Raw genomic sequence first — 26329 nt, forward strand, 5'->3', positions numbered from 1 at the left:
TCGCCATGGCAAACCACGCAGAATTGATAGTCGACGCGCAGAACGCAACCGGAGAGAGCCCGGTTTGGGTTGCGCATGAGCAAGCGCTGTACTGGGTCGATATTCCCAACCGCCAGTTGCTACGCTGGCGGTCGGCGGACGCGAAGGTAACCCGCTGGACCGGCGATCAGATGGTTGCCTGTGTCGCTCCGCGCGACGATGCCGGCAATAGCTGGGTCGCCGCGATGGAGGATGGGATCTTCGATATCGCTCCTCAGGATGACGGCACGCTCTCCTCGACACGTCTTGCCGACGTTCGACATAGCCATGACAACATGCGCTTCAATGACGGCCGCTGCGACCGCCAGGGGCGCTTCTGGGCCGGCACGATGGTGATGGACATGGCTGCGGGCATTCCGGCCGGTGCGTTGTATCGACTCGACGGCGACACCAACAGCGGTCCGCTGAGCGTGCGTCTGGATGATCTCATCGTTCCCAACGGGCTGGGCTTCAGTCCGGACGGCCGGACCATGTACCTCTCCGACTCGCATCCCAGCGTGCAATGCATCTGGGCGTTCGACTACGACATCGACAGCGGCACCCCTCACAACCGCCGTCTGTTCGTCGATATGAACCAGCATCCCGGCCGTCCCGATGGCGCCGCGGTGGACGTCGACGGCTGCTACTGGATCTGCGGCAACGACGCCGGCCTGATTCATCGCTTCACGCCAGACGGCCGTCTCGACCGCTCCCTCGAGGTCCCCGTGAAAAAGCCCGCCATGTGCGCATTCGGTGGGCCGGGCCTGGATACGCTTTTCGTCACATCCATTCGCCCAGGTGGGGATCTATCCGATCAGCCACTGGCCGGCGGCGTGTTTGTCCTGCAACCCGGCGTTGCAGGACTGGAGGAACCCTTCTTCCGCTAACGCTTCACCCACCAAGGACAGGCTCGCAGTTGCCCGCCCTTGACGCTCGCAACGCTGCATACCAACAACAACAAGATGGAGATCCACATGAACTTCAAACGCAAGTTGCTTATCGCCGCGCTTCCCCTCGCCTTCTGCCTATCCAGCACGGCTCATGCAGCCATGACCCTGAAGATCGCCGAGGTTCACCCGGCCGGTTACCCGACCGTCGTCGCTCAGGAAAACATGGGCAAGAAAATCGAAGAAGCCACCGACGGCGAGCTGAAGTTCCGCATGTTCTCGGGTGGTGTACTCGGCTCCGAGAAAGAAGTCGTCGAACAAGTGCAGCTCGGTGCCGTCCAGATGACTCGCGTCAGTCTGGGCACGCTCGGCCCGGTCGTCCCCGATGTCAACGCCTTCAACATGCCGTTCGTGTTCCGAGATCATGAGCACATGCGCAAGGTCATTGATGGCGAGATCGGCCAGGAGATCCTCGACAAGATCACCAACTCCGAATTCAACATGGTCGGCCTGGCATGGATGGACGGCGGCGTGCGCAACCTCTACACCAAAGAGCCAGTGCGTAACCTTGAAGACCTCAAGGGCATGAAAATTCGCGTGATGGGCAACCCCTTGTTCATCGACACCCTGAACGCGATGGGCGCACAGGGTGTAGCGATGAATACCGGCGAAATCTTCAGCGCCCTGCAGACCGGCGTGGTCGATGGCGCCGAGAACAATCCGCCGACCATGCTCGAGCACAACCATTTCCGGGCCGCGAAGAACTACTCGCTGACCGGCCACCTGATTCTTCCCGAGCCGATCGTGATTTCCAAGGCAACCTGGAACAAGCTCACCCCTGAGCAGCAAGAGATCGTCAAGAAGTACGCCAAGGAAGCGCAGATCGAAGAGCGCAAGCTGTGGGACGAAAAAACCGCCAGCAGCGAGGCCAAGCTCAAGGAAGAAGGCGTCACCTTTATCGAAGTGGACAAGAAACCTTTCTACGATGCCACCGCCCCGGTCCGCGAGAAGTACGGCGCGCCTTATGCCGAGCTGATCAAGCGTATCGAAGCCGTCCAGTAATTCGTTCTCTCTGAAACTTGCGGCGCGGCGGGCCTGAACCCGCCGCCCGCGCCTGCGGTGAAGTCTGATGAAAAACACGCTGCTGCGCGTCAATGACGCAATCTACAAGACCTGTGTTTGGGTCGCGGGGGTGTCCATTGTGGTCATGTCCATGATCATCCCCTGGGGGATCTTCGCGCGCTACGTGCTGGGCTCCGGGGGCGGCTGGCCTGAACCGGTGGCCATTTTGCTGATGGTGATCTTCACATTTCTGGGCGCCGCGGCTAGCTATCGAGCCGGGGCGCATATGGCGGTGACCATGTTCACCGACCGGCTGCCCGAACACCTGCACCGCCACGTCGAACTGTTTGTGCAAATTCTGATGGGCATCATTTGTCTGTTCATGGCGATTTGGGGCGTGAAGCTATGCATCGCCACTTGGAATCAGTTCATGAGCACGCTGCCGACGCTGCGCGTTGGCATCACCTATTCCCCAATTCCGATTGGCGGCGCCGTCACATTGCTGTTCGTGATCGAGCGAATCGTTTTCGGTGACCAGAGCCATCGGCGTGCGGTCAATTACGAGCTGGTCGAAGACAGCAAGGAGGCCGTGTAAATGGATGCGCTGATTCTGCTCGGCAGCTTTGCCGTCCTGTTCCTCCTTCGTATGCCCGTAGCCTATGCGCTCGGCCTATCGGCGTTGATTGGCGCCTGGTGGATCGACATACCGTTCGACGCGGTGATGATTCAGGTCGCTGGCGGGGTCAACAAGTTCTCGTTGCTGGCGATTCCGTTCTTCGTGCTGGCCGGGGCGATCATGGCTGAAGGCGGCATGTCTCGCCGGCTGGTTGCATTCGCTGCCGTACTGGTCGGTTTCGTGCGCGGTGGTCTGTCGCTGGTCAACATCATGGCATCCACGTTCTTCGGCGCCATTTCCGGCTCCTCACTGGCCGACACCGCTTCGGTGGGTTCTGTGCTGATTCCGGAAATGGAGAAGAAAGGCTACCCCCGCGAGTTCTCCACGGCGGTGACGGTAAGCGGTTCCGTCCAGGCGCTCCTGACCCCGCCCAGCCATAACTCGGTGCTGTACTCCCTGGCAGCGGGGGGCACCGTCTCGATTTCGTCTCTGTTTATCGCCGGCATCGGTCCAGGGCTGTTGTTGAGCGCAGTGATGATGACCATGTGTCTGATCTTCGCGCGGGTGCGCAATTACCCCAAAGGCGAAGTCGTCCCGCTCAAGCAGGCGCTGAAGATATGTGTCGAGGCACTCTGGGGCCTGATGACCATGGTCATCATTCTCGGCGGTATCCTGTCAGGCATCTTCACAGCGACGGAATCCGCTTCGATTGCAGTCGTCTGGGCGTTCTTCGTGACGATGTGCATCTACCGGGACTACAAGTGGCACGAGCTGCCCAAGCTGCTCCATCGGACCGTTCGCACGCTGTCGGTCGTGATGATCCTGATCGCCTTTGCCGCGAGCTTTGGCTACATCATGACGCTGATGCAGATCCCGTCGAAGATCACCACGATGTTCCTGACGCTATCGGACAACCGCTACGTCATTCTGATGTGCATCAATATGATGCTGCTGGTACTCGGCACGCTGATGGACATGGCGCCGTTGATCCTGATCCTTACGCCTATCCTGATGCCGGTGATCATGGGGATTGGGGTGGATCCGGTGCACTTCGGCATGATCATGCTGGTCAATCTTGGAATCGGCCTGATCACCCCACCCGTGGGCGCGGTATTGTTCGTGGGAGCAGCCATCGGCAAGGTCACCATCGAGAACACCGTCAAGGCCCTGCTGCCCTTCTACCTTGCGCTGTTCACGGTGCTGCTTGCGGTAACCTACATTCCCGCGATCTCCCTCTGGCTGCCCAGCCTGGTGCTGTAACTGCGTTTTCCGCAAGACCCCGACGCGCCCACCCGGGCGCGTTTTTGCTCACAGGCTCGAACTGCCACTGCTCGTTGCAGACGGCGCTCGAACATAGTGATGCCGCTTAGGACAGGATTGACCCGATGCAAACTGCCGCACCATTTCCACGTCACATTGCTGTACTGGTTCTCGCGACCGTGGCTTGCTCGTTCGCAGCCAACCATATCGCCGCGCGGATTGCCTTCGATCACGACACCGGCCTGTTGCTGGCCATGCTCTTCCGCGCCGGGGTCACATTGCTGGCTCTGGTCGCACTCGTATTCTGGCGGCGCGAATCCTTGCGCTTGAGCGCTGCTACGTGGGGTTGGCAGATCCTTCTTGGGCTGCTGATCGCGATCCAGAGCTTTTGCATCTACTCGGCGGTAGCGCGCATTCCCGTTGCGTTGGCTCTGCTGGTGGTGAATCTCTCACCCATATTGCTCGCACTGCTGAGCTGGGCACTCGGCGGCCCACGACCAACTCGCCAGGCGGCGGCGATCATGGGTTTGATTCTGGTCGGCCTGGTGCTTGTGCTCGATGTCCCGACACGGCTGATCAGCAGTGAGTCGCCTGATGGTCAATGGATAGCTGGCATTCTGTACGGCCTAACCGCGGCAGCGGTGTTCGCGCTGGCGCTATGGATCACTGAGCACAAGCTGTCGAGCATGGCCGGTTCAGTCCGCAGCATGCTGACGCTGGTTATGGTTTTCGGTACCTCTGCCCTGCTCGGGACAAGCGGCCTGATACCGGGAGGGCTAGGCCTGCCCAGCGCAACCGCCGGCTGGATCGCGCTGGGTTGCCTAGTGCTTCTGTATGGAGCGGCCTTCTCTACGCTCTTTATCTGCATGCCGCGGTTAAACATCGCGCGCAACGCTCCGGTCATGAACATCGAGCCGGTGGCCGGCATGCTGCTTGGCTGGTTGGTGCTTGGCCAGTTACTGGCCCCGCTGCAAATACTGGGCGGCTTTATTGTGGTGGGTGGCGTTGTCCTGCTGGCCTATCGCAAGAACTGAGCAGGCGGAGCAATGACGAGTTGGCGCATATCGCGCCAACTCGTTGGGTTTCACTGCTAAACAAGTTTGCCAGCGTCCCGGTAGAGTCAGGACGGCCTACTGGCGGATAGGGATCTGGAGAGTTGGTCAGCTGACGTTGTCTGTCTCCGCCTCCTCATGTGCATGGCGGAGGCGCTCACGGCTGTTGGTGAGATGCAGGCGCATCGCAGCACGAGCTGATTCCGCGTCCTGGCGAGCAATAGCGTCGTAGATCTGCTCGTGTTCACGACCCAGACGCTGCTGGTAGTGCGGTTGATCATCATGCGCCAGGCGTGCCGAATTCAGCCGGCTGCGCGGGATGATTGCCGTGCCCAGGTGATTCATGATGTCCGTGAAGTAGCGATTACCGGTCGCCTCGGCGATCTGCAGATGGAACTGGAAATCCGAGACAGCAGCTTCACTGGAGAGCGCTGCACTCTGCTGCAACGAGTCGAGGAACGCCCGCATCGCCGCTAGCTGCTCCGGTGTCCGCCGTATGGCTGCCAATCCGGCCGATTCGACCTCAAGACTAATCCGCAGCTCGAGAATCGATAACACGTCACGTAGCGTGCCGATGGTTGCCGGATCGATGCGAAGCCCCGTGGTACTGGGCGTATCGAGTACGAAGGTACCGATGCCATGGCGCGTTTCCACCAGGCCGGACGCCTGCAACCGGGAAATCGCTTCCCGCACCACCGTCCTGCTCACACCCTGTGCCTGCATGATTGCCGACTCGGTAGGTAGCTTGTCACCACGCTTGATGACGCCGTCGCGTATCTGCTGGGACAGCTCCGCTACCAGTTCCTGCGCAAGACTGCGGTGCTTTCGGCGGACGCGTGGCTGAGCGCTCTGGTTTTCCATAGACACATCGATCTCTTGAAGCGAAGTAAGCCGTATCATAGCCCAGTGGTTGTACGATAACTATCCAGCGAGCTTATATTCGGCTGATATGACCTTGCGTCCGAAAACGGCACGGCTCTCCCTTGGCTCCTATACTGACGGAGCCACCCCCTCAGGAGACCGACATCATGCGGCGCATAGTCCTATCCATCGCAGCTGCCTTCATCAGCATGCCCCTATGGGCGATGCACTGTCCTATGGACATGGCCAAAATCGACGAGCAGCTGAAAACGAACCCGCCAAGCGATCCGGCGATTCTGACCCGAGTCAAAGAACTTCGTGCCGAAGGTGAAGAACTGCACAACGCTGGCGACCATGAGCAATCGCTAGAAGTGCTGGGAGAAGCACAAGAGTTGCTCGGCATGGAAGGGTAAATCTGTCATCGCTTCCGCCGAGCAGCTGCTGGACAGTGTCGCTCGGCGGTCAGACCCCGCCATCTTCGCTCGAGCAGCGAATACGTAGCTCCTTGCGGTCGAAATCCTCCTCGCTGCTCAGGGTTTCATAACCCTCCGGACAGACCTCTCTCGCGCGCGTCTCGCAGCCAGGCTGTCCGGCGATCTTGGTACAAGCGAACACATATTCATCGGTACCGTCCGCAGGCGGCACTGTTTCTATTGCGCTACAACCGGCCAATAGAGCCGTCGTCAGTGCGGCGATAAGGCGGTATTGCATGGTGGGCTTCATCATCGGCGGTCTGGTCTCGATGCTGGTTGAACAAAAACTCCTCGTGCACTCATGACACCGTCATCGGTGCAAATACGATCCGAGCGCTAGCTGCCTTGTCCGCCCCTCCCATACAACGCATCCCCACCTAACTCTTCGCCAGCGTGGCTCAAGACAGCGGCAAAACGAGGCAGACGCCTATCGTTGCTGGCGCTAGCGCGGGTTAGGCGCGTCGTCCATCTCGGCGTTGTCGAGGTCGATATCAGGGGTCCCGCGCTCGGTGGCTGTGCCATGCGTTCGGTCACGCGGAGCCTGTGGTTCGTTGCCAGGCAGCTCGTCGACGCCCGCCTGGTCATCCGGATTCACATCCGTGCGCCCCGGGCTCAGCGGCGGTGCGGAGCCTGGAATCAGCACACCGTCGTCTTCATCGTCAGCACGCGTATCAGTACGGGATTCGCCCAGCGGTTGCCGATCTTCGTTTTCGATGCTCATCGCTCACCTCTACTGGTTGCTCTGTACAGGTTAAGAGGATCGGTAAGCGTCTGCGTTCAGGCCAATGGACCGCCACTTGTCATCCCAGCCGCATGGTCTGTAGCTCGCCCGTCTCAGCGAGCAACATCACACCGAGGACGGTACCGCTGCCACCTGATCGAACTCGCTATGAAACAATCGCACCGCAGTTCGGCTCCAACAACGCTGGCTAACGGCTAACCTCCATGGCGTGCAAACGCGCAACGGCCAGGCGACTCGCGAGACAGCATCGAGTCGACTGTCAGCCGTTGAGCCACATCTGATCCAGCAACGCACCCCTATCATCACTCGAGCCCCAGGAGATCCATCTATGCAAGACTCTGGCTTCGTCAGCCGAGATGAAATACGCGCACAGTTCTCATGTGCCATGTCTGACATGTATCAGACCGAGGTGCCCTTGTACGGGGCATTGCTGGAGCTGGTCGCGGAAACCAACAACGAGCTGCTGCGCACGTCCCCTTCAATCCGCGAACATATGACCAAGACGGGAGAGATCCACCGACTTTCCATGGAACGCCATGGGGCCATCCGAGTGGGCACCGTTGAAGAGCTGGCGACCATTCGGCGGCTATTCGCAGTGATGGGCATGCAACCCGTGGGTTACTACGATCTTGGCCCTGCAGGTGTTCCCGTGCATTCGACTGCGTTCCGCGCCGTGCATGAAGATTCGCTGCAGGCCAGCCCCTTCCGGGTGTTCACCTCCCTGCTGCGCCTCGAGCTGATCGACAACCCCGACCTACAAAGACTGGCTAAGTCGATACTTGCCAAGCGAAGCATATTTACCCCCGGCGCCCTCGAACTGATCGCCAGGGCCGAACGTGACGGTGGGCTGACAAAAGCCGATGCGACGTCCTTCATCAACGAAGCGCTGGAAACGTTTCGCTGGCACACCCACGCGACTGTTACCGCCAACGAATACACCAAGCTGCATGATCAACACCGCTTGATTGCCGACGTGGTCGCGTTCAAAGGGCCGCATATCAACCACCTGACGCCCCGCACGCTGGACATCGACAAGGTTCAGGCAGAGATGGCTGCACGCGGCATGAGCCCCAAGGCCGTGGTGGAGGGGCCGCCCCGACGCCAATGCCCGATCCTCTTGCGTCAGACCAGTTTTAAAGCGCTGGAAGAGCATGTCGCCTTCGCTGACCAGGACAGTCCAGAAGGACGCCATACGGCCCGCTTCGGTGAGATCGAGCAGCGCGGAGCTGCGTTGACGCCCAAGGGCCGGGCGCTATACGACAAGCTGCTGAACGCAGCCCGCGCGCAGCTAGGGGAAGCGCCGTCCGAAGGCAATGCCGTGCGTTATGCCGCGCTGCTTGCGGAGCAATTCGAGGCATTTCCCGATTCGCTTGATGAGCTACATCATCAACAGCTGGCCTATTTCCGTTACCTCCCTACCGAGCAGGGCCTCGCTGCGCGGCATGTCGAACGCGCCAGCTCCCTGCAGGCATTGATAGACGCAGGCCATGTCAGCTACGAACCGCTTGTTTATGAGGATTTTCTGCCTGTCAGCGCGGCAGGCATCTTCCAGTCGAATCTGGGCGACAATGGCAGCGCCCGCTGCAACAGCACCGGCAGCCAGGCGGAGCTGGAAGCCGCACTGGGCGTGCCGGTGCTCGACGAGATGAAGCTCTATGAATCGTCGCAGGCCCGATCCATTGATCGTTGCATGGAGTTTTTCTCGCCGGGCTCCATCCATGCGCACTGATGGCGAAGGCGAATGAGTCGCCTGGAGGGACGGCGCAATACTTCAACCGGGACAAGCTGCCGCGCTCAGCGGGCACGTTGAGCGTACCCGCTGAGTTGCTCGGGAGATCGAGCTGCGCTTGAACAGCGCTGAGTCAATCGAGGTCCTGCAGCGCCTGGCCGACGGCATCGAATACGCGGTCGAGATCTTCATGTGTGGCATTGAAGGTCGGACCGAACTGTAGGGTGTCGCCGCCGAAGCGGACATAGAAGCCGGCTTCCCACAACGCCATGCCAGCCTCGAAAGGACGGATGATGGCATCACCGTCACGCGGCGCGACCTGCACCGCGCCAGCGAGCCCGCAGTTACGGATGTCGACAACGTGCTTGGTGCCTTTCAAGCTGTGCAGCACCTTCTCGAAATGAGGGGCCAGCTCAGCGGACTGCTCGACGAGATTGTCTTTCTTCAACAGCTCCAACGTGGCCAAACCGGCAGCGCAGGCGACCGGGTGAGCCGAATAGGTGTAACCGTGCGTGAACTCGACGGCGTGCTCGGGGCTGGGCTGATGCATGAAGGTGTCGTAGATCTCACGACTGGCAATCACCGCACCCATTGGAATCGCGCCGTTGGTGATCTGCTTGGCGACGTTCATCAAGTCCGGTGTCACACCGAAGTACTCGGCTCCGGTCCATTTGCCCAGGCGGCCAAATGCAGTGATCACCTCATCGAAGATGAGCAGGATGTTGTGCTGGGTGCAGATCTCACGCAGACGATGCAGATAACCATGCGGCGGGACGATAACACCGGCCGAACCGGACATCGGCTCGACGATGACGGCAGCGATATTAGAGGCATCATGCAGCTCGATCAGTTTGAGCAGTTCGTTTGCCAGCTCTACCCCGCCCGTTTCGGCCGCGCCTTTTGTGAACGCCATGTCTGGCTGCAAGGTATGCGGTAAGTGATCGACATCCATGAGCTGCCCGAACATCTTACGGTTGCCTCCGATGCCACCCAGGCTGGTGCCAGCGATATTGACGCCGTGATAGCCGCGGGCCCGACCGATCAGTTTGGTTTTCTGCGGCTGGCCCTTCAGACGCCAATAAGCGCGGGCCATTTTCACGGCCGTATCGGCGCACTCGGAGCCTGACCCAGTAAAAAACACGTGGTTCAGCTCTCCAGGTATCAGCTCAGCGATCTTCTCCGCCAGTTGGAAGGACAGCGGATGACCGTACTGGAACGCCGGCGCGTAATCGAGCGTACCGAGCTGGCGGGCAACCGCCTCTTGGATTTCCCTGCGGGCGTGCCCAGCGCCGCAGGTCCAGAGTCCGGAAAGACTGTCATAAATGCGCCTGCCCTGATCATCGATCAGCCAACTGCCTTCGGCTCCGACGATCAGCCGTGGATCACGATGAAAGTTGCGGTTAGCCGAGAACGGCATCCAGTGAGCATCCAGCTTCAGCTGTTTGGCGATGGTAGAAGGACACTGCAGAAGCTGATTCATCACGCGAACCCTGAGTCGGTTGGACATGACTCAGCTTGTGCCTGCCCGTTAGGTGAGTTAAATCTATATCTTCTTTACTAAACGTATGGATTTACTTACGTGTGAGCAAGAAAGCTCCGCTTAACCAGGTCGCCGATTTCGACCTTCGCCTCATCAGGCTCTTTCGCACCGTCGTCGAATGCGGCAGCTTCTCTGCTGCCGAGAGCATTCTGGGGATAAGCCGCTCAGCCATCAGCCTGCACATGAGCGATCTAGAGAAGCGACTCGGCGTGCGTCTGTGCCAACGGGGTCGGGCCGGGTTTGCCCTGACCGATGAAGGACGCGAGGTGCTACGCGCGGGTGATGCCGTGCTGGCGGCCATCGAGGGCTTTCGCAGTGAGGTCAACCAACTGCACCAACAGCTGCGGGGCGACCTCAACATTGGCATCGTCAACAACCTCGTCACGCAGCCGAAGATGCGCATTACCCAAGCTCTCAAAGCGGTCCGTGCTCAGGGTGCGGGCGTGCGGATCAACATCAGCATGAGCACACCCGGCGATATCGAGCGTGGCTTGCTGGACGGCCGCCTACACGTCGGCGCCGTCCCGCTGGTTTCACCCCTTTCCGGCCTTGAGTACAGCCTACTCTACGAAGAACACTCGAACCTGTACTGCAGCCGGGAACATCCATTGTTCGCGCGCGCCGCGACAGTCGACATGGATGAACTCAGCTGCGCCGATGCGGTGGTACCCAGCTATCGCATGACTGCCGAAGCAATCGGACTGCATCAGCAGCTCAGCCTGGCAGCGTCAGCGACCGATCGCGAAGGCATTGCATTTCTCATTCTCACCGGCAGCTACATCGGGTTTTTGCCAGACCACTACGCGGCGAACTGGGTCGACAAGGGATTGATGGCGCCGCTGAATCCAGAGCGACTGTTCTTCGATACCAAGCTGGCGCTGGCTACGCGAAAGGGCCGTCGCCATCACCTGATCCTTGAGCATTTCATCGAGGCTGTTCAGCACACCGCCTAGACCACGCGGTCGCCGTATTCATGGAAGGCATACGGGTCGATGGACTAGGCTGTCACGGCGATGGAATGGGCGAATGCGGAACGATTCGAATCGTGCGGGAAAATGGCTTTCCCGGAGATCGCGTGGACTGAGGTGTTATTGGTGCCCGGAGCGGGAATCGAACCCGCATACCCTTTCGGATGAGGGATTTTAAGTCCCTTGCGTCTACCAGTTTCGCCATCCGGGCGGGACGGTGAGCGCGATGCTCGATCGCGGCGCAGGACTATAACCAGCCACCCGCCGAGGTGCAACCCGAACGGTGCATCGTGACCGCTGTTTTGAAGCTCTGCAGCGTGTAGCCCGGCAAGCAGGGAGCGTGTCGTTACTAGTTGGCTAAACCTGATGCCCTACTGAGTGCGTCGTATGCCCGCGGTCAGCCAGAATAGCAAACCAAGAACGGGAAACAGCGCGATACCTATTGCCCACAGCGCCTTGGCGCCAACCGTGCGGTCGCTTTTGAACACACTGATGATAGCGAGCAGATCCAGCGCGACCACAACTACCGTGATGGCTATGGCGAAGTAATTCATTGCATCCGACATGCAGCTCTCCTTGGTCAGCTCATACGTAATGAGTCCAGGACGTCTCGCTACAGTTCCTTTGCATTGCCTGATCTAGGCTGCCGCGTCGAGCCGGCACCTGGAGACTACGAACGACCTGCGTGCCGAATTCCAGGCATAAAAAAAACCGCAAGCTTGCGCTTGCGGTTTCTTCACTAATGGAGGCCGATGTCGGAATCGAACCGGCGTACACGGATTTGCAATCCGCTGCATAACCACTCTGCCAACCGGCCTCAAAACGATGACGCCGCATACTGCGGCGTCATCGTCAACAAACTGGAGCGGGAAACGAGACTCGAACTCGCGACCCCGACCTTGGCAAGGTCGTGCTCTACCAACTGAGCTATTCCCGCATCGTCTTGGTGACGGGCGCCATTTTATAGTTTCGGCACGCCCCGTCAAGCCCTTGATTAAAAAAGTTTTTTATTTCTTTTCTGTAGGGCTGAGGTGGGGCCAGGCAGCCATCAGGTAATTGACCATGGACCACAACGTCAGCCCAGCGGCGACAATCAGCAAGGCATAGCCAAGCCCTACCCAGACAGTCGCAAGCGGCGGGTTGGCCAACAGTATGACGAGCGCCACCATCTGCGCCGCCGTCTTCCACTTGCCCAGGTTGGACACCGCCACCTGCGCCCGAGCGCCCAGTTCGGCCATCCATTCACGCAGCGCAGAGACCACGATCTCCCGCCCGATGATAATCGCGGCCGGCAAGGTCAACCAAAGGTTCGCATGCTCTTCAACGAGCAATACCAATGCCACCGCCACCATCAGCTTATCCGCGACCGGATCGAGAAAAGCACCGAACGGCGTGCTTTGCTGAAGCTTGCGGGCAAGGTACCCGTCCAGCCAGTCGGTGATCGCGGCGATGGCGAACACCGCGCTGGCGGCCAGATAACTCCATTGGAAGGGAAGGTAGAACAACAGAATGATGATCGGTATCAGCAGTACGCGCAGCACGGTGAGAATGTTTGGAATGTTCATCGATACCACTGATCTGCGAGTTTAGGGGTGTGATTCTACTCACTGTGCAGAGCGGCATAAATCGACTCGGCAAGCTTTTTACTGATGCCAGGCGCCTTGGCGATCTCGTCGAGGCTTGCGCGGCAGAGTTCCTGAAGACCACCAAAGTGCTTGAGCAGTTCGCGGCGGCGTTTCGGTCCGATGCCGGGCACGCCCTCGAGCGTAGAGGTCATTCGAGTTTTTCCGCGTCGCGCGCGGTGGCCGGTGATGGCGAAGCGGTGAGCCTCGTCGCGCACCTGCTGAATCAGATGGAGCGCGGGAGAATCGCCGGGCAGCGTGAATTCATGCGCTGCGTCGTTGAGATAGAGCGTTTCCAGACCCGGCTTGCGGGTGACGCCCTTGGCCACGCCCAGCAATATCAGTTCCGGCACGGCGAGTTCCTGCAGCACCTCACGGGCCATGTTGAGCTGCCCTTTGCCGCCGTCGACCAACAAAATGTCCGGGAGCTTGCCCTCCCCTTCGGCGGCCTTTTTGAAACGACGGGAAAGCGCCTGGTGCATCGCCGCGTAATCATCGCCTGCGGTCACGCCTTCGATGTTGTAGCGGCGATAATCGGACTTTAATGGCCCTTCCGGACCGAACACCACGCAGGACGCGACCGTGGCCTCACCACTGGAATGGCTGATGTCGAAGCATTCCAGCCGCGTCGGCAACTCGTCCAGGTCCAGTGCCTCAGCCAGGGACTGGAAGCGTGCGGCCAGATGCTGGCGACTCGCCAGGCGCGCCCCCAGCGCCTGTTCGGCATTGGTCAGCGCCAGTTGCTGCCAACGCGCGCGGGTGCCACGAACACGATGCGTAATGATCAGCTCGACGTCGCGTAGCTCGGTAATCGCGCTGATCAAGGTGTCAAAGTCTTCATGGACGGCATTGACGATCAGCTCGGACGGCAAATCCCGCTCCATGGAGCTTAGGTAATACTGCTCGAGGAACGCCTGCAGTACGTCGCTGACGCTCTCTTCGATCGCGACCTGCGGGAAGAAATTCTTGCTGCCGAGCACCCGCCCTGCGCGCACGCTGATCAGGTGCACGCAGGCGCCCCCCGGACTCACCACGGCGGCGACGATATCGACATTGCCGCTGCCGCCTTCCATGCTCTGCTGATCCTGCACGCGCCGCAGAATGCCGATCTGGTCGCGGATCTCCGCGGCGCGCTCGAAATCAAGCGCCATCGCGGCCTTCTCCATGTTCTTCGACAGTTCTTCGGCCAAGGCATTGCTACGCCCCTCCAGGAACATCACCGAATGCCGGACGTCTTCGGCATATTCCTCGGGGTCAACTAGATTCACGCATGGCGCCTTGCAGCGCTTGATCTGATATTGCAGGCACGGCCGGGTGCGATTGCGGTAATAGCTGTCTTCGCATTGGCGAACGAAGAAAGCCTTTTGCAGAAGGCCCAGGCTCTCTCGGATTGCCCCCGCGCTGGGATACGGACCGAAATAACGACCCGGCTCCTTCTTTGCGCCGCGGTGAATGCTGAGCCGGGGAAAGTCGCCGCTCGAGAGAAACACGTAGGGGTACGACTTATCGTCGCGCAGCAGGATGTTGTACGGCGGGCGCCATTGTTTGATCAACGTCTGCTCGAGCAGCAGGGCTTCGGTCTCGTTCGCCGTGATGGTGGTTTCGACCTGGGCGATCTTTGCTACCAGCGCAGCTGTTTTCGGCGCCTGCCCTGTTTTACGGAAGTAGCTCGCCAACCGCTTCTTGAGGTTTTTGGCCTTGCCCACATAAAGCAGCTTGGCCTCGGCATCGAACATTCGGTAGACACCGGGACGCCCGCTGCAGGAGGCGAGGAATGCAGACGAATCGAAGCCGCTCATCAATTGATGGTGTCGACCATGCCGTGCCGGACCGCGAGCAATGCCAACTCGACGTCACTGGTCACCGAAAGCTTCTCGTAAATGCGATAGCGATAGGTGTTGACCGTCTTTGGTGACAGGCAGAGTTTGTCGGAAATGGTCTGAACCTTCTGGCAGTTGGCGATCATCAGAGCGATTTGGATTTCGCGCTCGGACAGTAAGTCGAAAGGCGATCCGTTGACCTTCGGCTGGAATGACTTCAGTGCCAGTTGCTGAGCAATTTGCGGGCTGATGTAGCGCTGTCCGGCGAATACCATACGGATCGCCTGAATCATCTCATCGAGCGCCGCGCCCTTGGTCAGATAACCGGCGGCACCCGCCTGCAGCAGACGTGTCGGGAACGGGTCTTCTTCGCAGATGGTGACCGCAATGACCTTGATATCCGGATGACTTCGCAGGAGCTTACGGGTGGCTTCGAGACCACCGATTCCGGGCATCTTGACGTCCATCAACACCACGTCCGGTTTGAGTTCGCGCGATTTCTTTATTGCGGCCTCGCCGGATTCCGCCTGACCGATCACCTGAAGGCCATCGATATCGGCGAGCATCCTGGAAATGCCTGTGCGTACCAGATCGTGGTCATCGACCACCAGCACCCTAATCAAGCAGACACCTCTTTCAGTGCAAATTCAAAGCTGGCTGGCTGCTCGCTTCATAAGCGGCGAACTCTATCAAAAAATCCATCGGCATACCCAGACCATACATCGCAAGATGGCTATATGACAGCACGCAACCGCCCCGCTGTTCGGGACTTTGTTGTGAACGTAAGCGCGCGAGAGCAAGTCTGACCCATTGATCAACATAGCCTCTAACCGCCGGTGTCGCCTTTGTTTCCAAGCCTCGTCGCAGCCCTTGCGCTAGCTACGGTCCATCTTTTCGCGGGACGTCTACGCAGGCTCAATCGTCTGCCCCGCAGCCGCTGGCTTTCGATGGCCGGAGGCGTTTCAGTGGCTTACGTGTTCGTTCATCTCCTACCGGAGCTGGCGCGTGGTCAGGAGGTGATGGACGGTAGCGATATCGCGTTGCTCAGCTATCTCGAACATCATGCCTATCTGCTAGCACTGCTTGGCCTCGCCGCCTTCTATGGCCTGGAGCGCCTGATCAAAAGACACCGAGACGAACTGCCCGAACATGAGGAGTCCCACGCGGGTGTGTTCTGGCTGCACATTACGGCGTTTGCCATCTACAACGGTCTGATTGGCTATCTGTTGGTGCATGGTGAGAATGGCAACCTGAGCTCGCTGATACTCTACTGTGTCGCGATGGGGCTGCATTTTCTGGTCAATGACTTCGCCCTTCAGAGCGATCACAAGGATCTGTTCAGGCGACGTGGCCGCTGGCTGCTCGCGGCCATGCCGCTGGCCGGTTGGGCGGTGGGGAACGCTACCGAGGTTTCCGAGCTGGCCGTTTCGGCGCTGACAGCGTTCGTTGGCGGCTCGATCATTCTGAACGTTCTCAAAGAGGAACTACCGGAGGAGCGCAAAAGCCGTTTCGGCGCGTTTCTGATCGGTTCGCTCGGTTATTCGATTCTGCTGCTCAGCTTTCAGAGCGGCTAATCGCGGCTCGCGTAAGGCGTCAGCCCTGCCTGCCGTAGTGCCATGTTGTACCACTCACGGCTGCGATTGACCGTTCGAACCAGCCAAAGCATGACCGGCACTTCGATCAACACACCCACCACCGTGGCGAGCGCCGCGCCCGAGTTGAATCCATAGAGCACGATCGCCACTGCTACCGCCAGCTCGAAGAAATTCGATGCGCCGATCATTGCCGACGGGCCGGCAACATCATGACGCACCTGCCATTTGCGATTCAGCCAATAACCAAGGCCAGCAATGAATAGCGTCTGTAGCAGGATCGGCACTGCCAGCATGGCGATTATCAACGGCTGTTCAATGATTGCCTCGCCCTGGAACGAAAACAGCAGCACCAGCGTGGCCAACAGCGCCACAATCGAGAACGGTGCGCTTCGAGTCAGCGCCGCCTGGAATACCGCGGCCCCACGCACCATCATCCGAGCGCGAATGAACTGGGCGATGGCCAACGGAATCACGATATACATCAACACTGAGAGCAGCAGCGTGTCCCAAGGCACCGGAATGGATGACACGCCCAGCAGCAACGCCACGATCGGCGCAAAGGCGAACACCATCACGACATCGTTCAGCGCCACCTGAGTGAGCGTGAAATTGGCATTGCCGCTGCAGAGATTGCTCCAGACGAACACCATCGCGGTACATGGCGCGGCGCCCAGCAGAATCAGTCCAGCCATGTAGCTATCCAGCTCAGCTGCGGGTAACCAGGGGGCGAAGATATGCTTGATGAAAAGCCAGCCAAGCAGCGCCATGGTGAACGGTTTTACCGCCCAGTTGATAAACAGCGTGATGCCCATGCTGGCACGCTGCGCATACACCTCACGCAGCGAGGAGAAGTCGATCTTCATGAGCATCGGGATGATCATTACCCAGATCAGCAATCCGACCGGAATATTCACATGCGCGACTTCCAGCGCGCCCATCGCCTGAGCGGCAGCTGGCGCATAGAGACCAAGCAATGTCCCGGCAACGATGCACAGAAATACCCAGAGTGTCAGATAGCGCTCGAAGAAACCGAGCGGCACACCCTCAGCCTTTTTGGCGGCCTCATATTGGCTGGACATTCAGAATCCTATTCTCGCTAGATATAAGCCCGCATACGCTAATCCATATGTTTTTGCCCGTAAAGCACAGCGCGTTTATCACTTCGGTGTGACAAACATATAAATGGGCTGAGAATCGATTGACTTGGCCCGCTGCTTTACCTTACATCTGATAAACAATATATTCGTCAAAACGTATCTGCTTCGATGGCATCGACTCTCGATGATTGAGCACCTGACTCCTATTACCGTTTTCAAATGCCTGGCAGACGAGACCCGTGCGCGGATGACTCTGCTGATCGCCCGTGAAGGTGAACTATGCGTCTGCGAGCTGACCTGCGCCTTGAGCGAGATCCAGCCCAAAGTCTCGCGGCACCTGGCGCAGCTTCGCAGCTGTGGACTGCTTGCGGACCGCCGTCAGGGTCAATGGGTCTATTACCGGCTCCACCCGCACCTGCCCGACTGGGTACATCAAATGCTGCAAGCCATTCTCGACGCTAACAAAAACTGGTTGGCCCCCAATAGCCAGCGGCTGGAAGCGATGCGCAACCGGCCCGAACGCACCGCCGTATGTGGCTGAGCAAACCAGGAGCTGCCATGACCGATCGTGATCTGTTTCAGACCGATGTACCGAACATCGACAGCGATTTGCTCGCCCTCCCCGACCTGGAGCGGCTTGGCAATCCGGGCGACCTGTCCCATCCTCCGCGAATTCTTCTGCTCTACGGCTCGAACCGCGAACGGTCATTCAGCCGCCTGCTGGTCGAGGAAGCCTCGCGCCTGTTACGCCGCCTTGGCGCCGAAACGCGCATTTTCGATCCGTCGGGGCTGCCGCTGCCGGATGACGCACCGGATACCCATCCGAAGGTGAAGGAGCTACGGGAGCTGATGACTTGGTCCGAGGGGCAGGTCTGGTGTTCTCCCGAACGGCATGGTTCGATGAGTGCGGTATTCAAGGCGCAGATCGACTGGGTCCCTCTCGCGCTCGGCGCCGTCAGGCCGACGCAGGGCAAGACCCTAGCCGTGATGCAGGTCTGCGGCGGCTCGCAATCGTTCAACGTTGTGAATCAGCTGCGCGTGCTGGGTCGCTGGATGCGCATGTTCACCATCCCCAATCAGTCCTCGGTGCCCAAGGCCTTCCTGGAGTTCGACGATGCCGGCCGAATGAAGCCCTCGGCCTTCTACGATCGGCTGGTCGACGTCATGGAAGAGCTGATGAAGTTCACGCTCTTGCTGCGCGGTCGCCAGGACTATCTGGTTGATCGCTACTCCGAACGCAAGGAATCAGCCGACGCGCTGTCCCGCCGCGTCAACCAGCGGTCCATCTAGCAACGCGTCGACCCAGCGAGATCTGAATGTTCAACACCTTTGCCTTGTTTGCCGTTACCGCCGTTGCCGAGATCGTCGGTTGCTATCTGCCCTACCTCTGGTTGAAGCAGGGCAAAAGCATCTGGCTGCTGGTCCCCGCCGCGTTGTCACTGGCGCTGTTCGCCTGGTTGTTGTCGCTGCACCCAACCGCCGCAGGACGGGTCTATGCCGCTTACGGCGGTGTCTACGTTGGCGTGGCGATGCTCTGGCTGTGGCTGGTCGATGGCGTTCGGCCAACCCCTTGGGACCTGCTCGGCTGCGCGGTAGCCCTGCTCGGCATGGCCATTATTATGTTTGCACCGCGTGCCGCCTGAATTTTGCTATCTAGAGTGATCTGATATGACCGTAAAAGTAGGCATCAACGGCTTTGGTCGCATTGGCCGTTTGGCGCTTCGCGCCTCCTGGGGCTGGCCGGAGCTGGAATTCGTTCGGGTCAACGATCCGGCCGGCGACGCCGCTACCCATGCTCATCTCCTCAACTTCGACTCGGTTCACAGCCGCTGGCAACACGAGGCGGGCAGTAACGATGATTGCCTGTTGATCGAGAACAAGCGGATCCGTGTGACCGCGAACAAAGCGATAGCCGATACCGACTGGTCCGACTGCGATCTGGTGATCGAGGCCAGCGGCAAAATGAAGACCGTCGAGATGCTACAAAGCTATCTGGTGCAAGGCGTGAAGCGCGTCGTGGTCAGCGCGCCGGTCAAGGAAGCCGGCGCACTCAACATCGTCATGGGCGTCAATGACCAACTGTTCGATCCTGCGCAGCACCGCATCGTCACCGCGGCGTCCTGCACCACCAACTGTCTGGCGCCGGTGGTCAAAGTGATCCACGAGCATCTGGGCATTCGCCATGGCTCGATCACCACCATCCATGATTTGACCAATACCCAGAGCATCCTTGATCAGCCGCACAAGGACCTGCGGCGGGCGCGCGCCTCGGGCATGAGCCTGATCCCCACCACCACCGGTTCGGCGACCGCAATCGCGGAGATCTTTCCCGAACTGCGCGGCAAGCTCAATGGCCACGCCGTGCGTGTGCCGCTGGCGAATGCCTCGCTGACCGACTGCGTATTCGAGGTTGAGCGCGCAACCAGCGTCGAAGAGGTCAATCAGCTACTGCAGGCCGCCGCGAGCGAAGGCCCGCTAAAGGGCATCCTCGGTTACGAAGAGCGCCCGCTGGTTTCCATCGATTACCGCACCGACCCACGCTCTTCCATCATCGATGCGCTGTCGACCATGGTCGTCAACGGTACCCAGGTGAAGCTCTACGCCTGGTACGACAACGAGTGGGGCTATGCCAATCGCACCGTGGAATTGGCACGAAAAGTCGGCCTGGCCGGGTAACTCTCCGGTATCCGCCCCCCTTACAACGCAACAGGATCGTCCATGCACGCCCTTTCCCGCCTCGCGCCCGAGGTTCGCCAATATCTGCTGGTGACCGGCAACTACTGGGCGTTCACCCTGACCGACGGCGCGCTGCGGATGTTGGTCGTGTTGCACTTCCATACGCTGGGCTATACGCCGCTGCAGATCGCCGCACTGTTTCTGTTCTACGAGCTGTTCGGCGTGATTACCAATCTGGTGGGCGGCTACCTGGGCGCGCGGCTGGGGTTGAACCGCACCATGAACATCGGCCTGGCCGTGCAGGTGCTGGCATTGCTGATGCTGACGGTGCCCGTCACGTGGCTGACGATACCCTGGGCGATGGCGGCTCAAGCACTGTCGGGTATTGCCAAAGACCTGAACAAGATGAGCGCCAAGAGTTCGATCAAACTCCTGGTGCCGGACGCCCAGCAAGGCACGCTGTACAAGTGGGTGGCGGTACTCACCGGATCGAAGAATGCGCTCAAGGGCGTGGGCTTTTTTCTGGGCGGTGCCTTGCTCGCGGGCGTCGGTTTTCGTGGTTCTCTGCTGGTTATGGCCACTGCGTTGGCGCTGATCTGGGCGGCCAGCCTGTTCCTATTGAAGAAGGACCTGGGCAAGGCCAAGGCAAAACCAAAGTTCCGCGAACTGCTCTCCAAAAGCCGCGCCATCAACGTTCTGTCAGCCGCACGGTTGTTTCTGTTCGGTGCGCGTGACGTCTGGTTCGTGGTGGCCCTGCCGGTTTACCTCTCGACCGTGTTTGGCTGGGATTTCTGGCAGGTCGGTGGCTTTCTAGCGCTCTGGGTGATCGGTTACGGAATCATCCAGTCGCTCGCCCCAGCCATCACCGGCAGGAAACGAGGACAGGTTCCGGATGGGCGCGCCGCTTTTGGTTGGGCAATATTGCTGGCAGGTCTGCCAGCGGGCATCGCCTTGGCGCTGGGTACGGAGCTGTCGCCGCAGACGGTGCTGCTCGGCGGCCTTCTGCTGTTCGGCGCCTTGTTCGCGGTGAACTCGTCGCTGCACAGCTACCTCATCGTCTCCTATGCCAAAGCCGACGGCGTGTCGCTGGATGTCGGCTTTTACTACATGTCCAACGCCATGGGCCGGCTGCTGGGTACGCTGTTGTCCGGCTGGGTCTATCAGCGTTACGGACTCGAGGCCTGCCTCTGGATATCGAGCGCCTTCGTGCTGCTTGCCGCATTGATATCGGTCGGTCTGCCCCGGCACCCCCAGGCAGACCCATCAGCCCATTGAACGTGCCGATCTTCGGCAAGTAAGCAACCTCGCCGACCAGGCGGTGAACAGAGACAATCGCACCGGCTCACACTCGGCCAGCAAGGCGGCTACCTGACCCGCACTACACTACGGACGGCTTGCCTGAGAAGGCTCCCTGTGCAGATCGGCACCGCTGTTTTGCCAATGCTCGCGCTTGTCATTTAGCAGATGGCTCAGGACCGAGCGCATCTTTCCGGCCTTGACCGGTTTGTTCAGCACAGGCACGCCGAGTCCCTGCAGTTGGCGGCGACACTGATCGCTGCGATCAGCCGTGACCATCACGACAGGAATCGATTGACCGAAATGCGCGCGTAGCGCAACGACCACATCCCAGCCTGTCACGCCCCGATCGAGGTGATAGTCGGCAAGGATCACCTCGGGTGGCGCGCCGCCGAGCACGGCCAGAGCCTTCTCCTGGTCAGTAGCGGTCAGCACGTCGCAGCCCCACTGACCAAGTAACGCCGCCATGCTGTGCAGAATGCTCGGCTCGTTGTCCAGAACCAGCAGGCGCCGACCGGGCAGTGGGTCGCCGAGCGCCGGCACCGCAATCGGCGCCGCGGTTGGCAGCGGCAAGGGGTTGTCGGCAAGCGGTACATCGATGCTGAACACCGAGCCCCGCCCCACCTGAGAACGCACCTGGACGCGGTAGTCGAGCATGGAGCCGATGCGGTCGACGATGGCCAGCCCGAGCCCGACGCCGGCACGCTCGGCAGCCCTTTGCACGCCCAATTGGTTGAACTCGAGGAAGATCGATTGCATCTGATCCGCCTCGATGCCCCGCCCGGTATCCCAGACTTCGATCCGCAGGCAGTCGCCACGTTTGCGTGCGCCGAGCAACACTCGCCCTCGGTCCGTGTAACGGCAGGCGTTGCTGAGAAAGTTGCGCAGGATGCGCGTCAGCAACCGGAAGTCGCTGCGCAGCGCGTAAGCCGGGATGTAGTGATCAAACCCGAGCCCTGCCGCTTCGGCCACCGACTGGAATTCGGACACCAACGGCAGCAGCACTTCATCGAGGCGATAAATCTCGATGTCGGGCTTGATCGCCTGCTGGTCCAGCTTGGAAATGTCGAGCAGGTCAGTGAGCAGATCCTCCGCGCCTTCCAATGCCTGATGCGCGCGTTCAACAAGGTTCTGCTCGGAATCCGCAAGTCCCCGCTCGCGCAACGTCGAGATCAGCAGACGCGCTGCATTGAGAGGCTGCAGCAGGTCATGGCTGGCGGCGGCCAGGTACTTGTCTTTGCTGTGATTGGCCGCCTCGGCCGCATCACGCGCTTTGCGCAGTTCCAGGGTGCGTTCCGCGACCCTTTGCTCCAGCTGCTCGTTCAGTTGCAACAAGCGCAGCTGGGCCAGCTTGCGCTCGGTGATGTCGGCGACGAAGCCTTCGACCAGTCCATCCTCATCAGGCTTGAGCAGCAGGTTCATCATCACGTCGAGTGCGCTGCCATCCTTGCGTCGCAACCGGGTTTCATAGCCGAAGAGCCCATGCTGAGTACTCAGGACCTGCCGAATCCGCTTTAGCTCTTCTTCACCTCCGATAAACAGGTGGTGGGAAAGGTCGGTCAGCGCCCAGAGTGCCTCGGCGGGGCTGTCGTAACCGAGCATGCGTGCCAATGCCGGATTGGCGGCACGGATGCCCTCCTGCAGACTCGCCTGGAAGATGCCGTGCACAGCATGCTCGAACAGCCATTTATAACGGTTACGCTCGGCTTCCAGCTCCTCCAGCCGCGCCACCAGCTCGGGGTAGTGGCTCTTGCGCGCCGAGTGCGTCCCGAGCCCGAGCAGCCCGGCAGCGCATCCGGCTGGTCAGAGTGCTTCGGCATAAACCACCTCGACGTCGCGCTGGGTCGAGGAGCGTGGGTTGGTGAGGATGCACGGGTCTTGCATCGCGTGTTGGGAGAGGAACGGAATGTCTGACAGATTCACCCCGTGCAGGCCCAATGTTTCGTTGAAGCCTATGGTCCTCTTGAGATCGATCAGATGCTGCACGAGACGCTCACGGATCTGTCGGTGGCTCATCCCTCGACTGTCGATACCCAGGGTTTCGGCAACGATTTTGAAGCGATCCGGCGCCGCATCGTAATTGAACGCGACCACGTGCTCGACCAGCACCGCGTTGCACAACCCATGAGGCAGATCCAGGAAGCCACCGAGGCTGTGCGACATCGCATGCACCGCCCCCAGGATCGCGTTGGAGAATGCGAGTCCCGCCTGCATGCTGCCGAGCATGACCTTTTCACGCAGCTGAATATCGGCCGGGTTGGCGATCATCTGTACCAGATGGCCATTGATCAAGCGCATGGCTTCCAGCGCATGAGGATCGGTCAGAGGGCCATTACCCGTGGATACGAAGGCTTCGATGGCATGTACCAGCGCATCGATGCCGGTGCATGCCGAAAGGAACGGGTCCATGCTCAGGGTGGTTTCCGGATCGATCAGCGATACATCGGGCACGGCGCCCTTGCTGACGATGGAAAACTTCATCCGTTCTTCCTGGTTGGAGATGATCACGAACTGCGAGACATCAGCCGAAGTACCGGCAGTTGTCGGGATAAGGATGATTGGCGGGCTGGGCACCCGTAGCGTATCGACGCCTTCGAACTCGATGATGCTGCGCCCGTGGGCGACGGCAATGCCGATGCCCTTGGCACAGTCCATCGGGCTCCCGCCACCGACCGCGACGATGACGTTGCAGCCCTCGCTGCGATAGACCTCCGCACCGGCCATTACCTCCTCGGTGCGGGGATTAGCAGATACCTGGGTGTACAGGCAGTGCTCGATGTTCTGACTGATCAGGCTGGCCTGAATATCAGCCACCCATCCAGCGATGACGACGCCGGGATCTGACACCAGCAGTACCTTGCGGGCACCGAAGTTTTTGGCGTAGTTGCCGGCGCTATGGCGGCATCCGGCTCCGAATACGATTTCGGGAGAAACGAACTTGCGCTGCAGGCTGATATTGGGGCTCATACAACGGCCTTGGTTATTTTTATATGTCCAGCAAGCGTACTGCTTTCCATCATCAAAGCAATCCGCATAAAGCCCAACATACCGAGGTGTCCGGCTGAGCGGTGGGTATGCTTCAGCGAAGCACTCGCTGATAGAAGCGGCACTCCCTTTCCAGCGCGTCAGCCAGGTTGGCCGCCTGCCGGAAACCGTGACGCTCTTCGGGATAAAGGCAGTACTCGACGGGCACGTTTCGCTGACGTAGCACTGCCACCATCGACTCGGTCTGTTCGGGCAGCACGACGGCGTCCAGCCCGCCCTGAAAGAAGATCACCGGGGCGCGGATATGCACCGCGTTGTGCAACGGGGCGCGTTGACGGTAACGGTCGGCGTGACGCTCTGGGTCCCCGATCAGCCAATCCAGATAGTCCGCCTCGAACTTGTGCGTGGCAGCTCGTAGTGCAAGCGGATCGCTGACGCCATACAGACTGGCGCCGCCGCTGAAGGCTGCATCAGACACCAGCGCGCAGAGCGCGGTATACCCACCGGCACTCGAGCCACGAATGAAGGTCCGCGCCGGATCGATCTGTCCGCCCACCGCCAGTGCCTTGACGACAGCACGGGCATCCTCCACATCGACAACGCCCCACTGTTCACGAAGCCGTTGACGGTAGGCGCGGCCGAACCCGCTACTGCCGCGGTAGTTGAGATCAGCCACGGCAAAGCCGCGCTGGGTCCAATACTGGATACGCGGATCGAATACCGGGTAGCACGCCGAAGTGGGCCCTCCATGCAGGAAAACGACCAACGGCGGACGTTCGCCGTCCAGGCTGCGGCAGGCTGCGTTGACCGGCGGATAGAAGAACGCATGCGCGGTTTCGTCATTCCCCGTGGCGAAGCTGAACGGCTGCGGACACGACAGCTGATCGGCTGCCAGCGGCTGTGCCCCACCGGCGAGGATGCGGACCTCCCCGGTACTCCGCCGTAGCGCCAGTACCGCCGGCACGCAATTCGCCGCACCGGCAATGCAGTAATAGTGCTGGTCATCCGCAGCCAGCTGTCGACAACGGCTGAACTCGGTCGCCAACGGACGCTCATGGCCCACGCCGTTCTGCTCGAACAGCAAGCCGTAGCCATTAACCATGCGTGTCAGCAACAAGCCACCATCGGCCAGCGGTAGATAACTGACTGTACCCAGCTGCCACGGCGCCGGCGCGTGATCGAAGGCAGGCCAAGCAGCCGCGCCGGGGCCCTTCTCGCCGTCTGCAGGTGTAAAGGCTGGAACCAGCTGACCACCCTGTTGCCGCCAGGGTTGCCACCAACCCGCGCGATCGCTGAGGCAGTAGAGCGTGCCATCCGCTGCAAAGCGCGGCTGCTGCAAGGATTCGTCGCTTTGCGCTCCAGCCAGGCATCTCGGCGTCTGCCATGCGCCATCACCGCCGCGTTCAGCCATCCACAAGCTGGACGCCGTCCAGGGCTGCTCCGGGCGCTGCCATTGAATCCAGGCCATGCGCTGCGATTCGGCATCAATGGTCGGTGAAGAATAGAAATCCGCGCCTTCGGCAAGGACGCTGCGAGCACCGTCGAGCACCGAGAAGCTGACCAGTCGATGTTCTACGCACGCGTCCGCATGGGTTTCCTCTACCGCCAAGACGGTCGATCGCACCGGATCGAACTGCAGATCGCCGTAGCGGCAAGACGGGCGCTGCGTAAGCGCAACGGGTTCGGCTGCCGTTTCGTGGTCAATGGTCTGCAGATAGATCTGCTGGTCCTTCTCGTTGACGAAGGCCACCCCCTGATCCGTCAGGCATAAGGTACCGCCGCCGTACTCGTAGACTCGGCTGCGCAGCGATACATCAGCCGGGGTCACACACACGGCGCGACCGGCTCGCCAGTACCACAGCGTACTGCGAGCATCCGCCGGATCGTATTCGATCCAGAACACCCCACCATGACCAGCCCGAATTTCGGCAAAGTCGCGGCTCGCCGATGCGGCCTTCTCGGCGCTCCAGTCGCTGGGCCAGAAGCCATAGGGGACAGCAGTCTTGTTCATCGTGATAGTGCTCGACAGG

Annotated in this window: 25 protein-coding genes, 3 tRNA genes and 1 pseudogene; 14 read left to right on the plus strand and 15 right to left on the minus strand. The window is 60.0% G+C overall.

The window, feature by feature from the left end; genetic code table 11:
- Positions 1–5: 5 nt before the first annotated feature.
- The 5 genes from DQ405_RS12035 to DQ405_RS12055 all read left to right on the plus strand — a co-directional run bounded on the left by DQ405_RS12035 (position 6) and on the right by DQ405_RS12055 (position 4877).
- A complete protein-coding gene (locus tag DQ405_RS12035; protein WP_168424450.1) occupies positions 6–905 on the plus strand; it encodes an SMP-30/gluconolactonase/LRE family protein in 900 nt (299 codons plus the stop codon).
- A gap of 87 nt (positions 906–992) precedes the next feature.
- A complete protein-coding gene (locus tag DQ405_RS12040) occupies positions 993–1967 on the plus strand; it encodes a TRAP transporter substrate-binding protein (protein WP_168424451.1) in 975 nt (324 codons plus the stop codon).
- A gap of 67 nt (positions 1968–2034) precedes the next feature.
- Positions 2035–2562 (plus strand): TRAP transporter small permease, encoded by a 528-nt coding sequence (locus DQ405_RS12045; RefSeq protein ID WP_168424452.1) that lies wholly within the window; start codon positions 2035–2037, stop codon positions 2560–2562.
- Positions 2563–3843, plus strand: a complete 1281-nt coding sequence (locus DQ405_RS12050) for a TRAP transporter large permease (protein WP_168424453.1) — start codon at positions 2563–2565, stop codon at positions 3841–3843.
- Positions 3844–3968: 125 nt separating this feature from the next.
- Positions 3969–4877: an EamA family transporter gene (locus tag DQ405_RS12055; RefSeq protein WP_168424454.1), complete on the plus strand. Its 909-nt coding sequence runs from the start codon at positions 3969–3971 to the stop codon at positions 4875–4877.
- Positions 4878–5003: 126 nt separating this feature from the next.
- Here the strand turns inward: DQ405_RS12055 and DQ405_RS12060 are convergent, their stop codons facing one another.
- Positions 5004–5756, minus strand: a complete 753-nt coding sequence (locus tag DQ405_RS12060; protein ID WP_168424570.1) for a FadR/GntR family transcriptional regulator — start codon at positions 5754–5756, stop codon at positions 5004–5006.
- Between the two features lie 167 nt (positions 5757–5923).
- Here DQ405_RS12060 and DQ405_RS12065 point away from each other — a divergent pair, with 167 nt between their 5' ends.
- Complete coding sequence (locus DQ405_RS12065) at positions 5924–6169, plus strand: hypothetical protein (protein ID WP_168424455.1); 246 nt, start codon at positions 5924–5926, stop codon at positions 6167–6169.
- Between the two features lie 49 nt (positions 6170–6218).
- Here the strand turns inward: DQ405_RS12065 and DQ405_RS12070 are convergent, their stop codons facing one another.
- Together DQ405_RS12070 and DQ405_RS12075 are read right to left on the minus strand one after the other, a co-directional pair.
- The gene (locus DQ405_RS12070; protein WP_168424456.1) at positions 6219–6467 is read right to left on the minus strand and encodes a hypothetical protein; all 249 of its coding nucleotides are present in this window, start codon (positions 6465–6467) and stop codon (positions 6219–6221) included.
- Positions 6468–6671: 204 nt separating this feature from the next.
- Positions 6672–6950 (minus strand): hypothetical protein, encoded by a 279-nt coding sequence (locus tag DQ405_RS12075; protein ID WP_241729958.1) that lies wholly within the window; start codon positions 6948–6950, stop codon positions 6672–6674.
- A 349-nt stretch (positions 6951–7299) separates the two neighbouring features.
- Here DQ405_RS12075 and hglS point away from each other — a divergent pair, with 349 nt between their 5' ends.
- Positions 7300–8700 (plus strand): 2-oxoadipate dioxygenase/decarboxylase HglS, encoded by a 1401-nt coding sequence (hglS, locus tag DQ405_RS12080; RefSeq protein WP_168424457.1) that lies wholly within the window; start codon positions 7300–7302, stop codon positions 8698–8700.
- A gap of 133 nt (positions 8701–8833) precedes the next feature.
- On the opposite strand, the gene DQ405_RS12085 is transcribed toward hglS, so the two are convergent.
- On the minus strand, positions 8834–10180 hold the full coding sequence (locus tag DQ405_RS12085) for an aspartate aminotransferase family protein (RefSeq protein WP_168424458.1): 1347 nt from the start codon (positions 10178–10180) through the stop codon (positions 8834–8836).
- Positions 10181–10281: 101 nt separating this feature from the next.
- Here DQ405_RS12085 and DQ405_RS12090 point away from each other — a divergent pair, with 101 nt between their 5' ends.
- Entirely contained in the window at positions 10282–11193 is a 912-nt protein-coding gene (locus DQ405_RS12090) for a LysR substrate-binding domain-containing protein (RefSeq protein ID WP_168424459.1), read from the plus strand.
- Between the two features lie 139 nt (positions 11194–11332).
- Here DQ405_RS12090 and DQ405_RS12095 read toward each other — a convergent pair.
- The 7 genes from DQ405_RS12095 to gacA form a co-directional block, all read right to left on the minus strand.
- Positions 11333–11419: transfer RNA gene (locus DQ405_RS12095), tRNA-Leu, on the minus strand.
- 160 nt (positions 11420–11579) lie between these two features.
- On the minus strand, positions 11580–11774 hold the full coding sequence (locus tag DQ405_RS12100) for a PLD nuclease N-terminal domain-containing protein (RefSeq protein WP_168424460.1): 195 nt from the start codon (positions 11772–11774) through the stop codon (positions 11580–11582).
- Between the two features lie 177 nt (positions 11775–11951).
- Positions 11952–12025, minus strand: a tRNA-Cys gene (locus tag DQ405_RS12105).
- A gap of 44 nt (positions 12026–12069) precedes the next feature.
- Positions 12070–12145 (minus strand) — tRNA-Gly (locus tag DQ405_RS12110).
- Between the two features lie 70 nt (positions 12146–12215).
- Positions 12216–12773, minus strand: a complete 558-nt coding sequence (gene pgsA / locus DQ405_RS12115; protein ID WP_168424461.1) for a CDP-diacylglycerol--glycerol-3-phosphate 3-phosphatidyltransferase — start codon at positions 12771–12773, stop codon at positions 12216–12218.
- A gap of 35 nt (positions 12774–12808) precedes the next feature.
- Positions 12809–14629 (minus strand): excinuclease ABC subunit UvrC, encoded by a 1821-nt coding sequence (gene uvrC / locus DQ405_RS12120; protein ID WP_446730878.1) that lies wholly within the window; start codon positions 14627–14629, stop codon positions 12809–12811.
- Entirely contained in the window at positions 14629–15273 is a 645-nt protein-coding gene (gacA, locus tag DQ405_RS12125) for a response regulator transcription factor GacA (protein WP_168424463.1), read from the minus strand. The genes uvrC and gacA overlap by 1 nt, the downstream gene beginning before the upstream one ends.
- A gap of 342 nt (positions 15274–15615) precedes the next feature.
- Here gacA and DQ405_RS12130 point away from each other — a divergent pair, with 342 nt between their 5' ends.
- The gene (locus DQ405_RS12130; RefSeq protein WP_342030412.1) at positions 15616–16224 is read left to right on the plus strand and encodes a hypothetical protein; all 609 of its coding nucleotides are present in this window, start codon (positions 15616–15618) and stop codon (positions 16222–16224) included.
- On the opposite strand, the gene arsB is transcribed toward DQ405_RS12130, so the two are convergent.
- On the minus strand, positions 16221–17324 hold the full coding sequence (gene arsB / locus DQ405_RS12135; RefSeq protein WP_168424465.1) for an ACR3 family arsenite efflux transporter: 1104 nt from the start codon (positions 17322–17324) through the stop codon (positions 16221–16223). The two genes, DQ405_RS12130 and arsB, sit on opposite strands and share 4 nt — an antisense overlap.
- A 202-nt stretch (positions 17325–17526) precedes the next feature.
- Between arsB and DQ405_RS12140 the strand changes: the two genes are divergently transcribed.
- The 5 genes from DQ405_RS12140 to arsJ are packed head-to-tail and all read left to right on the plus strand — an operon-like array spanning position 17527 to position 21293.
- The gene (locus DQ405_RS12140) at positions 17527–17883 is read left to right on the plus strand and encodes a metalloregulator ArsR/SmtB family transcription factor (protein ID WP_168424466.1); all 357 of its coding nucleotides are present in this window, start codon (positions 17527–17529) and stop codon (positions 17881–17883) included.
- Between the two features lie 17 nt (positions 17884–17900).
- Complete coding sequence (gene arsH, locus DQ405_RS12145; protein ID WP_168424467.1) at positions 17901–18632, plus strand: arsenical resistance protein ArsH; 732 nt, start codon at positions 17901–17903, stop codon at positions 18630–18632.
- A 26-nt stretch (positions 18633–18658) separates the two neighbouring features.
- Positions 18659–18985 carry a YnfA family protein gene (locus DQ405_RS12150; protein ID WP_168424468.1) on the plus strand — a complete coding sequence of 109 codons (327 nt, stop codon included), beginning with the start codon at positions 18659–18661 and terminating at the stop codon, positions 18983–18985.
- 25 nt (positions 18986–19010) lie between these two features.
- The gene (locus DQ405_RS12155; protein WP_168424469.1) at positions 19011–20018 is read left to right on the plus strand and encodes an ArsJ-associated glyceraldehyde-3-phosphate dehydrogenase; all 1008 of its coding nucleotides are present in this window, start codon (positions 19011–19013) and stop codon (positions 20016–20018) included.
- 42 nt (positions 20019–20060) lie between these two features.
- Complete coding sequence (gene arsJ, locus DQ405_RS12160) at positions 20061–21293, plus strand: organoarsenical effux MFS transporter ArsJ (protein ID WP_168424470.1); 1233 nt, start codon at positions 20061–20063, stop codon at positions 21291–21293.
- Positions 21294–21401: 108 nt separating this feature from the next.
- Here arsJ and DQ405_RS12165 read toward each other — a convergent pair.
- From DQ405_RS12165 to DQ405_RS12175, 3 genes and pseudogenes are all read right to left on the minus strand, one after another.
- A pseudogene (locus DQ405_RS12165) lies at positions 21402–23134 on the minus strand (PAS domain-containing hybrid sensor histidine kinase/response regulator).
- Positions 23118–24281, minus strand: a complete 1164-nt coding sequence (gene ercA, locus DQ405_RS12170; RefSeq protein WP_168424471.1) for an alcohol dehydrogenase-like regulatory protein ErcA — start codon at positions 24279–24281, stop codon at positions 23118–23120. The pseudogene DQ405_RS12165 and the gene ercA overlap by 17 nt, the downstream one beginning before the upstream one ends.
- Positions 24282–24393: 112 nt before the next feature.
- Positions 24394–26310 carry an alpha/beta hydrolase family protein gene (locus DQ405_RS12175; protein WP_168424472.1) on the minus strand — a complete coding sequence of 639 codons (1917 nt, stop codon included), beginning with the start codon at positions 26308–26310 and terminating at the stop codon, positions 24394–24396.
- Positions 26311–26329: the final 19 nt, after the last annotated feature.

This window comes from Pseudomonas sp. SST3, from assembly GCF_003325755.1.

Excerpts from the sequence above, each read along its gene's own strand:
- DQ405_RS12035 (WP_168424450.1), top strand. The coding sequence starts at position 6 with ATGGCAAACCACGCAGAATTGATAGTCGACGCGCAGAACGCAACCGGA.
- DQ405_RS12040 (WP_168424451.1), top strand. The coding sequence starts at position 993 with ATGAACTTCAAACGCAAGTTGCTTATCGCCGCGCTTCCCCTCGCCTTC.
- DQ405_RS12045 (WP_168424452.1), top strand. The coding sequence starts at position 2,035 with ATGAAAAACACGCTGCTGCGCGTCAATGACGCAATCTACAAGACCTGT.
- DQ405_RS12050 (WP_168424453.1), top strand. The coding sequence starts at position 2,563 with ATGGATGCGCTGATTCTGCTCGGCAGCTTTGCCGTCCTGTTCCTCCTT.
- DQ405_RS12055 (WP_168424454.1), top strand. The coding sequence starts at position 3,969 with ATGCAAACTGCCGCACCATTTCCACGTCACATTGCTGTACTGGTTCTC.
- DQ405_RS12060 (WP_168424570.1), bottom strand. The coding sequence starts at position 5,756 with ATGGAAAACCAGAGCGCTCAGCCACGCGTCCGCCGAAAGCACCGCAGT.
- DQ405_RS12065 (WP_168424455.1), top strand. The coding sequence starts at position 5,924 with ATGCGGCGCATAGTCCTATCCATCGCAGCTGCCTTCATCAGCATGCCC.
- DQ405_RS12070 (WP_168424456.1), bottom strand. The coding sequence starts at position 6,467 with ATGCAATACCGCCTTATCGCCGCACTGACGACGGCTCTATTGGCCGGT.
- DQ405_RS12075 (WP_241729958.1), bottom strand. The coding sequence starts at position 6,950 with ATGAGCATCGAAAACGAAGATCGGCAACCGCTGGGCGAATCCCGTACT.
- hglS (WP_168424457.1), top strand. The coding sequence starts at position 7,300 with ATGCAAGACTCTGGCTTCGTCAGCCGAGATGAAATACGCGCACAGTTC.
- DQ405_RS12085 (WP_168424458.1), bottom strand. The coding sequence starts at position 10,180 with ATGAATCAGCTTCTGCAGTGTCCTTCTACCATCGCCAAACAGCTGAAG.
- DQ405_RS12100 (WP_168424460.1), bottom strand. The coding sequence starts at position 11,774 with ATGTCGGATGCAATGAATTACTTCGCCATAGCCATCACGGTAGTTGTG.
- pgsA (WP_168424461.1), bottom strand. The coding sequence starts at position 12,773 with ATGAACATTCCAAACATTCTCACCGTGCTGCGCGTACTGCTGATACCG.
- uvrC (WP_446730878.1), bottom strand. The coding sequence starts at position 14,629 with ATGAGCGGCTTCGATTCGTCTGCATTCCTCGCCTCCTGCAGCGGGCGT.
- arsB (WP_168424465.1), bottom strand. The coding sequence starts at position 17,324 with ATGTCCAGCCAATATGAGGCCGCCAAAAAGGCTGAGGGTGTGCCGCTC.
- DQ405_RS12140 (WP_168424466.1), top strand. The coding sequence starts at position 17,527 with ATGATTGAGCACCTGACTCCTATTACCGTTTTCAAATGCCTGGCAGAC.
- arsH (WP_168424467.1), top strand. The coding sequence starts at position 17,901 with ATGACCGATCGTGATCTGTTTCAGACCGATGTACCGAACATCGACAGC.
- DQ405_RS12150 (WP_168424468.1), top strand. The coding sequence starts at position 18,659 with ATGTTCAACACCTTTGCCTTGTTTGCCGTTACCGCCGTTGCCGAGATC.
- DQ405_RS12155 (WP_168424469.1), top strand. The coding sequence starts at position 19,011 with ATGACCGTAAAAGTAGGCATCAACGGCTTTGGTCGCATTGGCCGTTTG.
- arsJ (WP_168424470.1), top strand. The coding sequence starts at position 20,061 with ATGCACGCCCTTTCCCGCCTCGCGCCCGAGGTTCGCCAATATCTGCTG.
- ercA (WP_168424471.1), bottom strand. The coding sequence starts at position 24,281 with ATGAGCCCCAATATCAGCCTGCAGCGCAAGTTCGTTTCTCCCGAAATC.
- DQ405_RS12175 (WP_168424472.1), bottom strand. The coding sequence starts at position 26,310 with ATGAACAAGACTGCTGTCCCCTATGGCTTCTGGCCCAGCGACTGGAGC.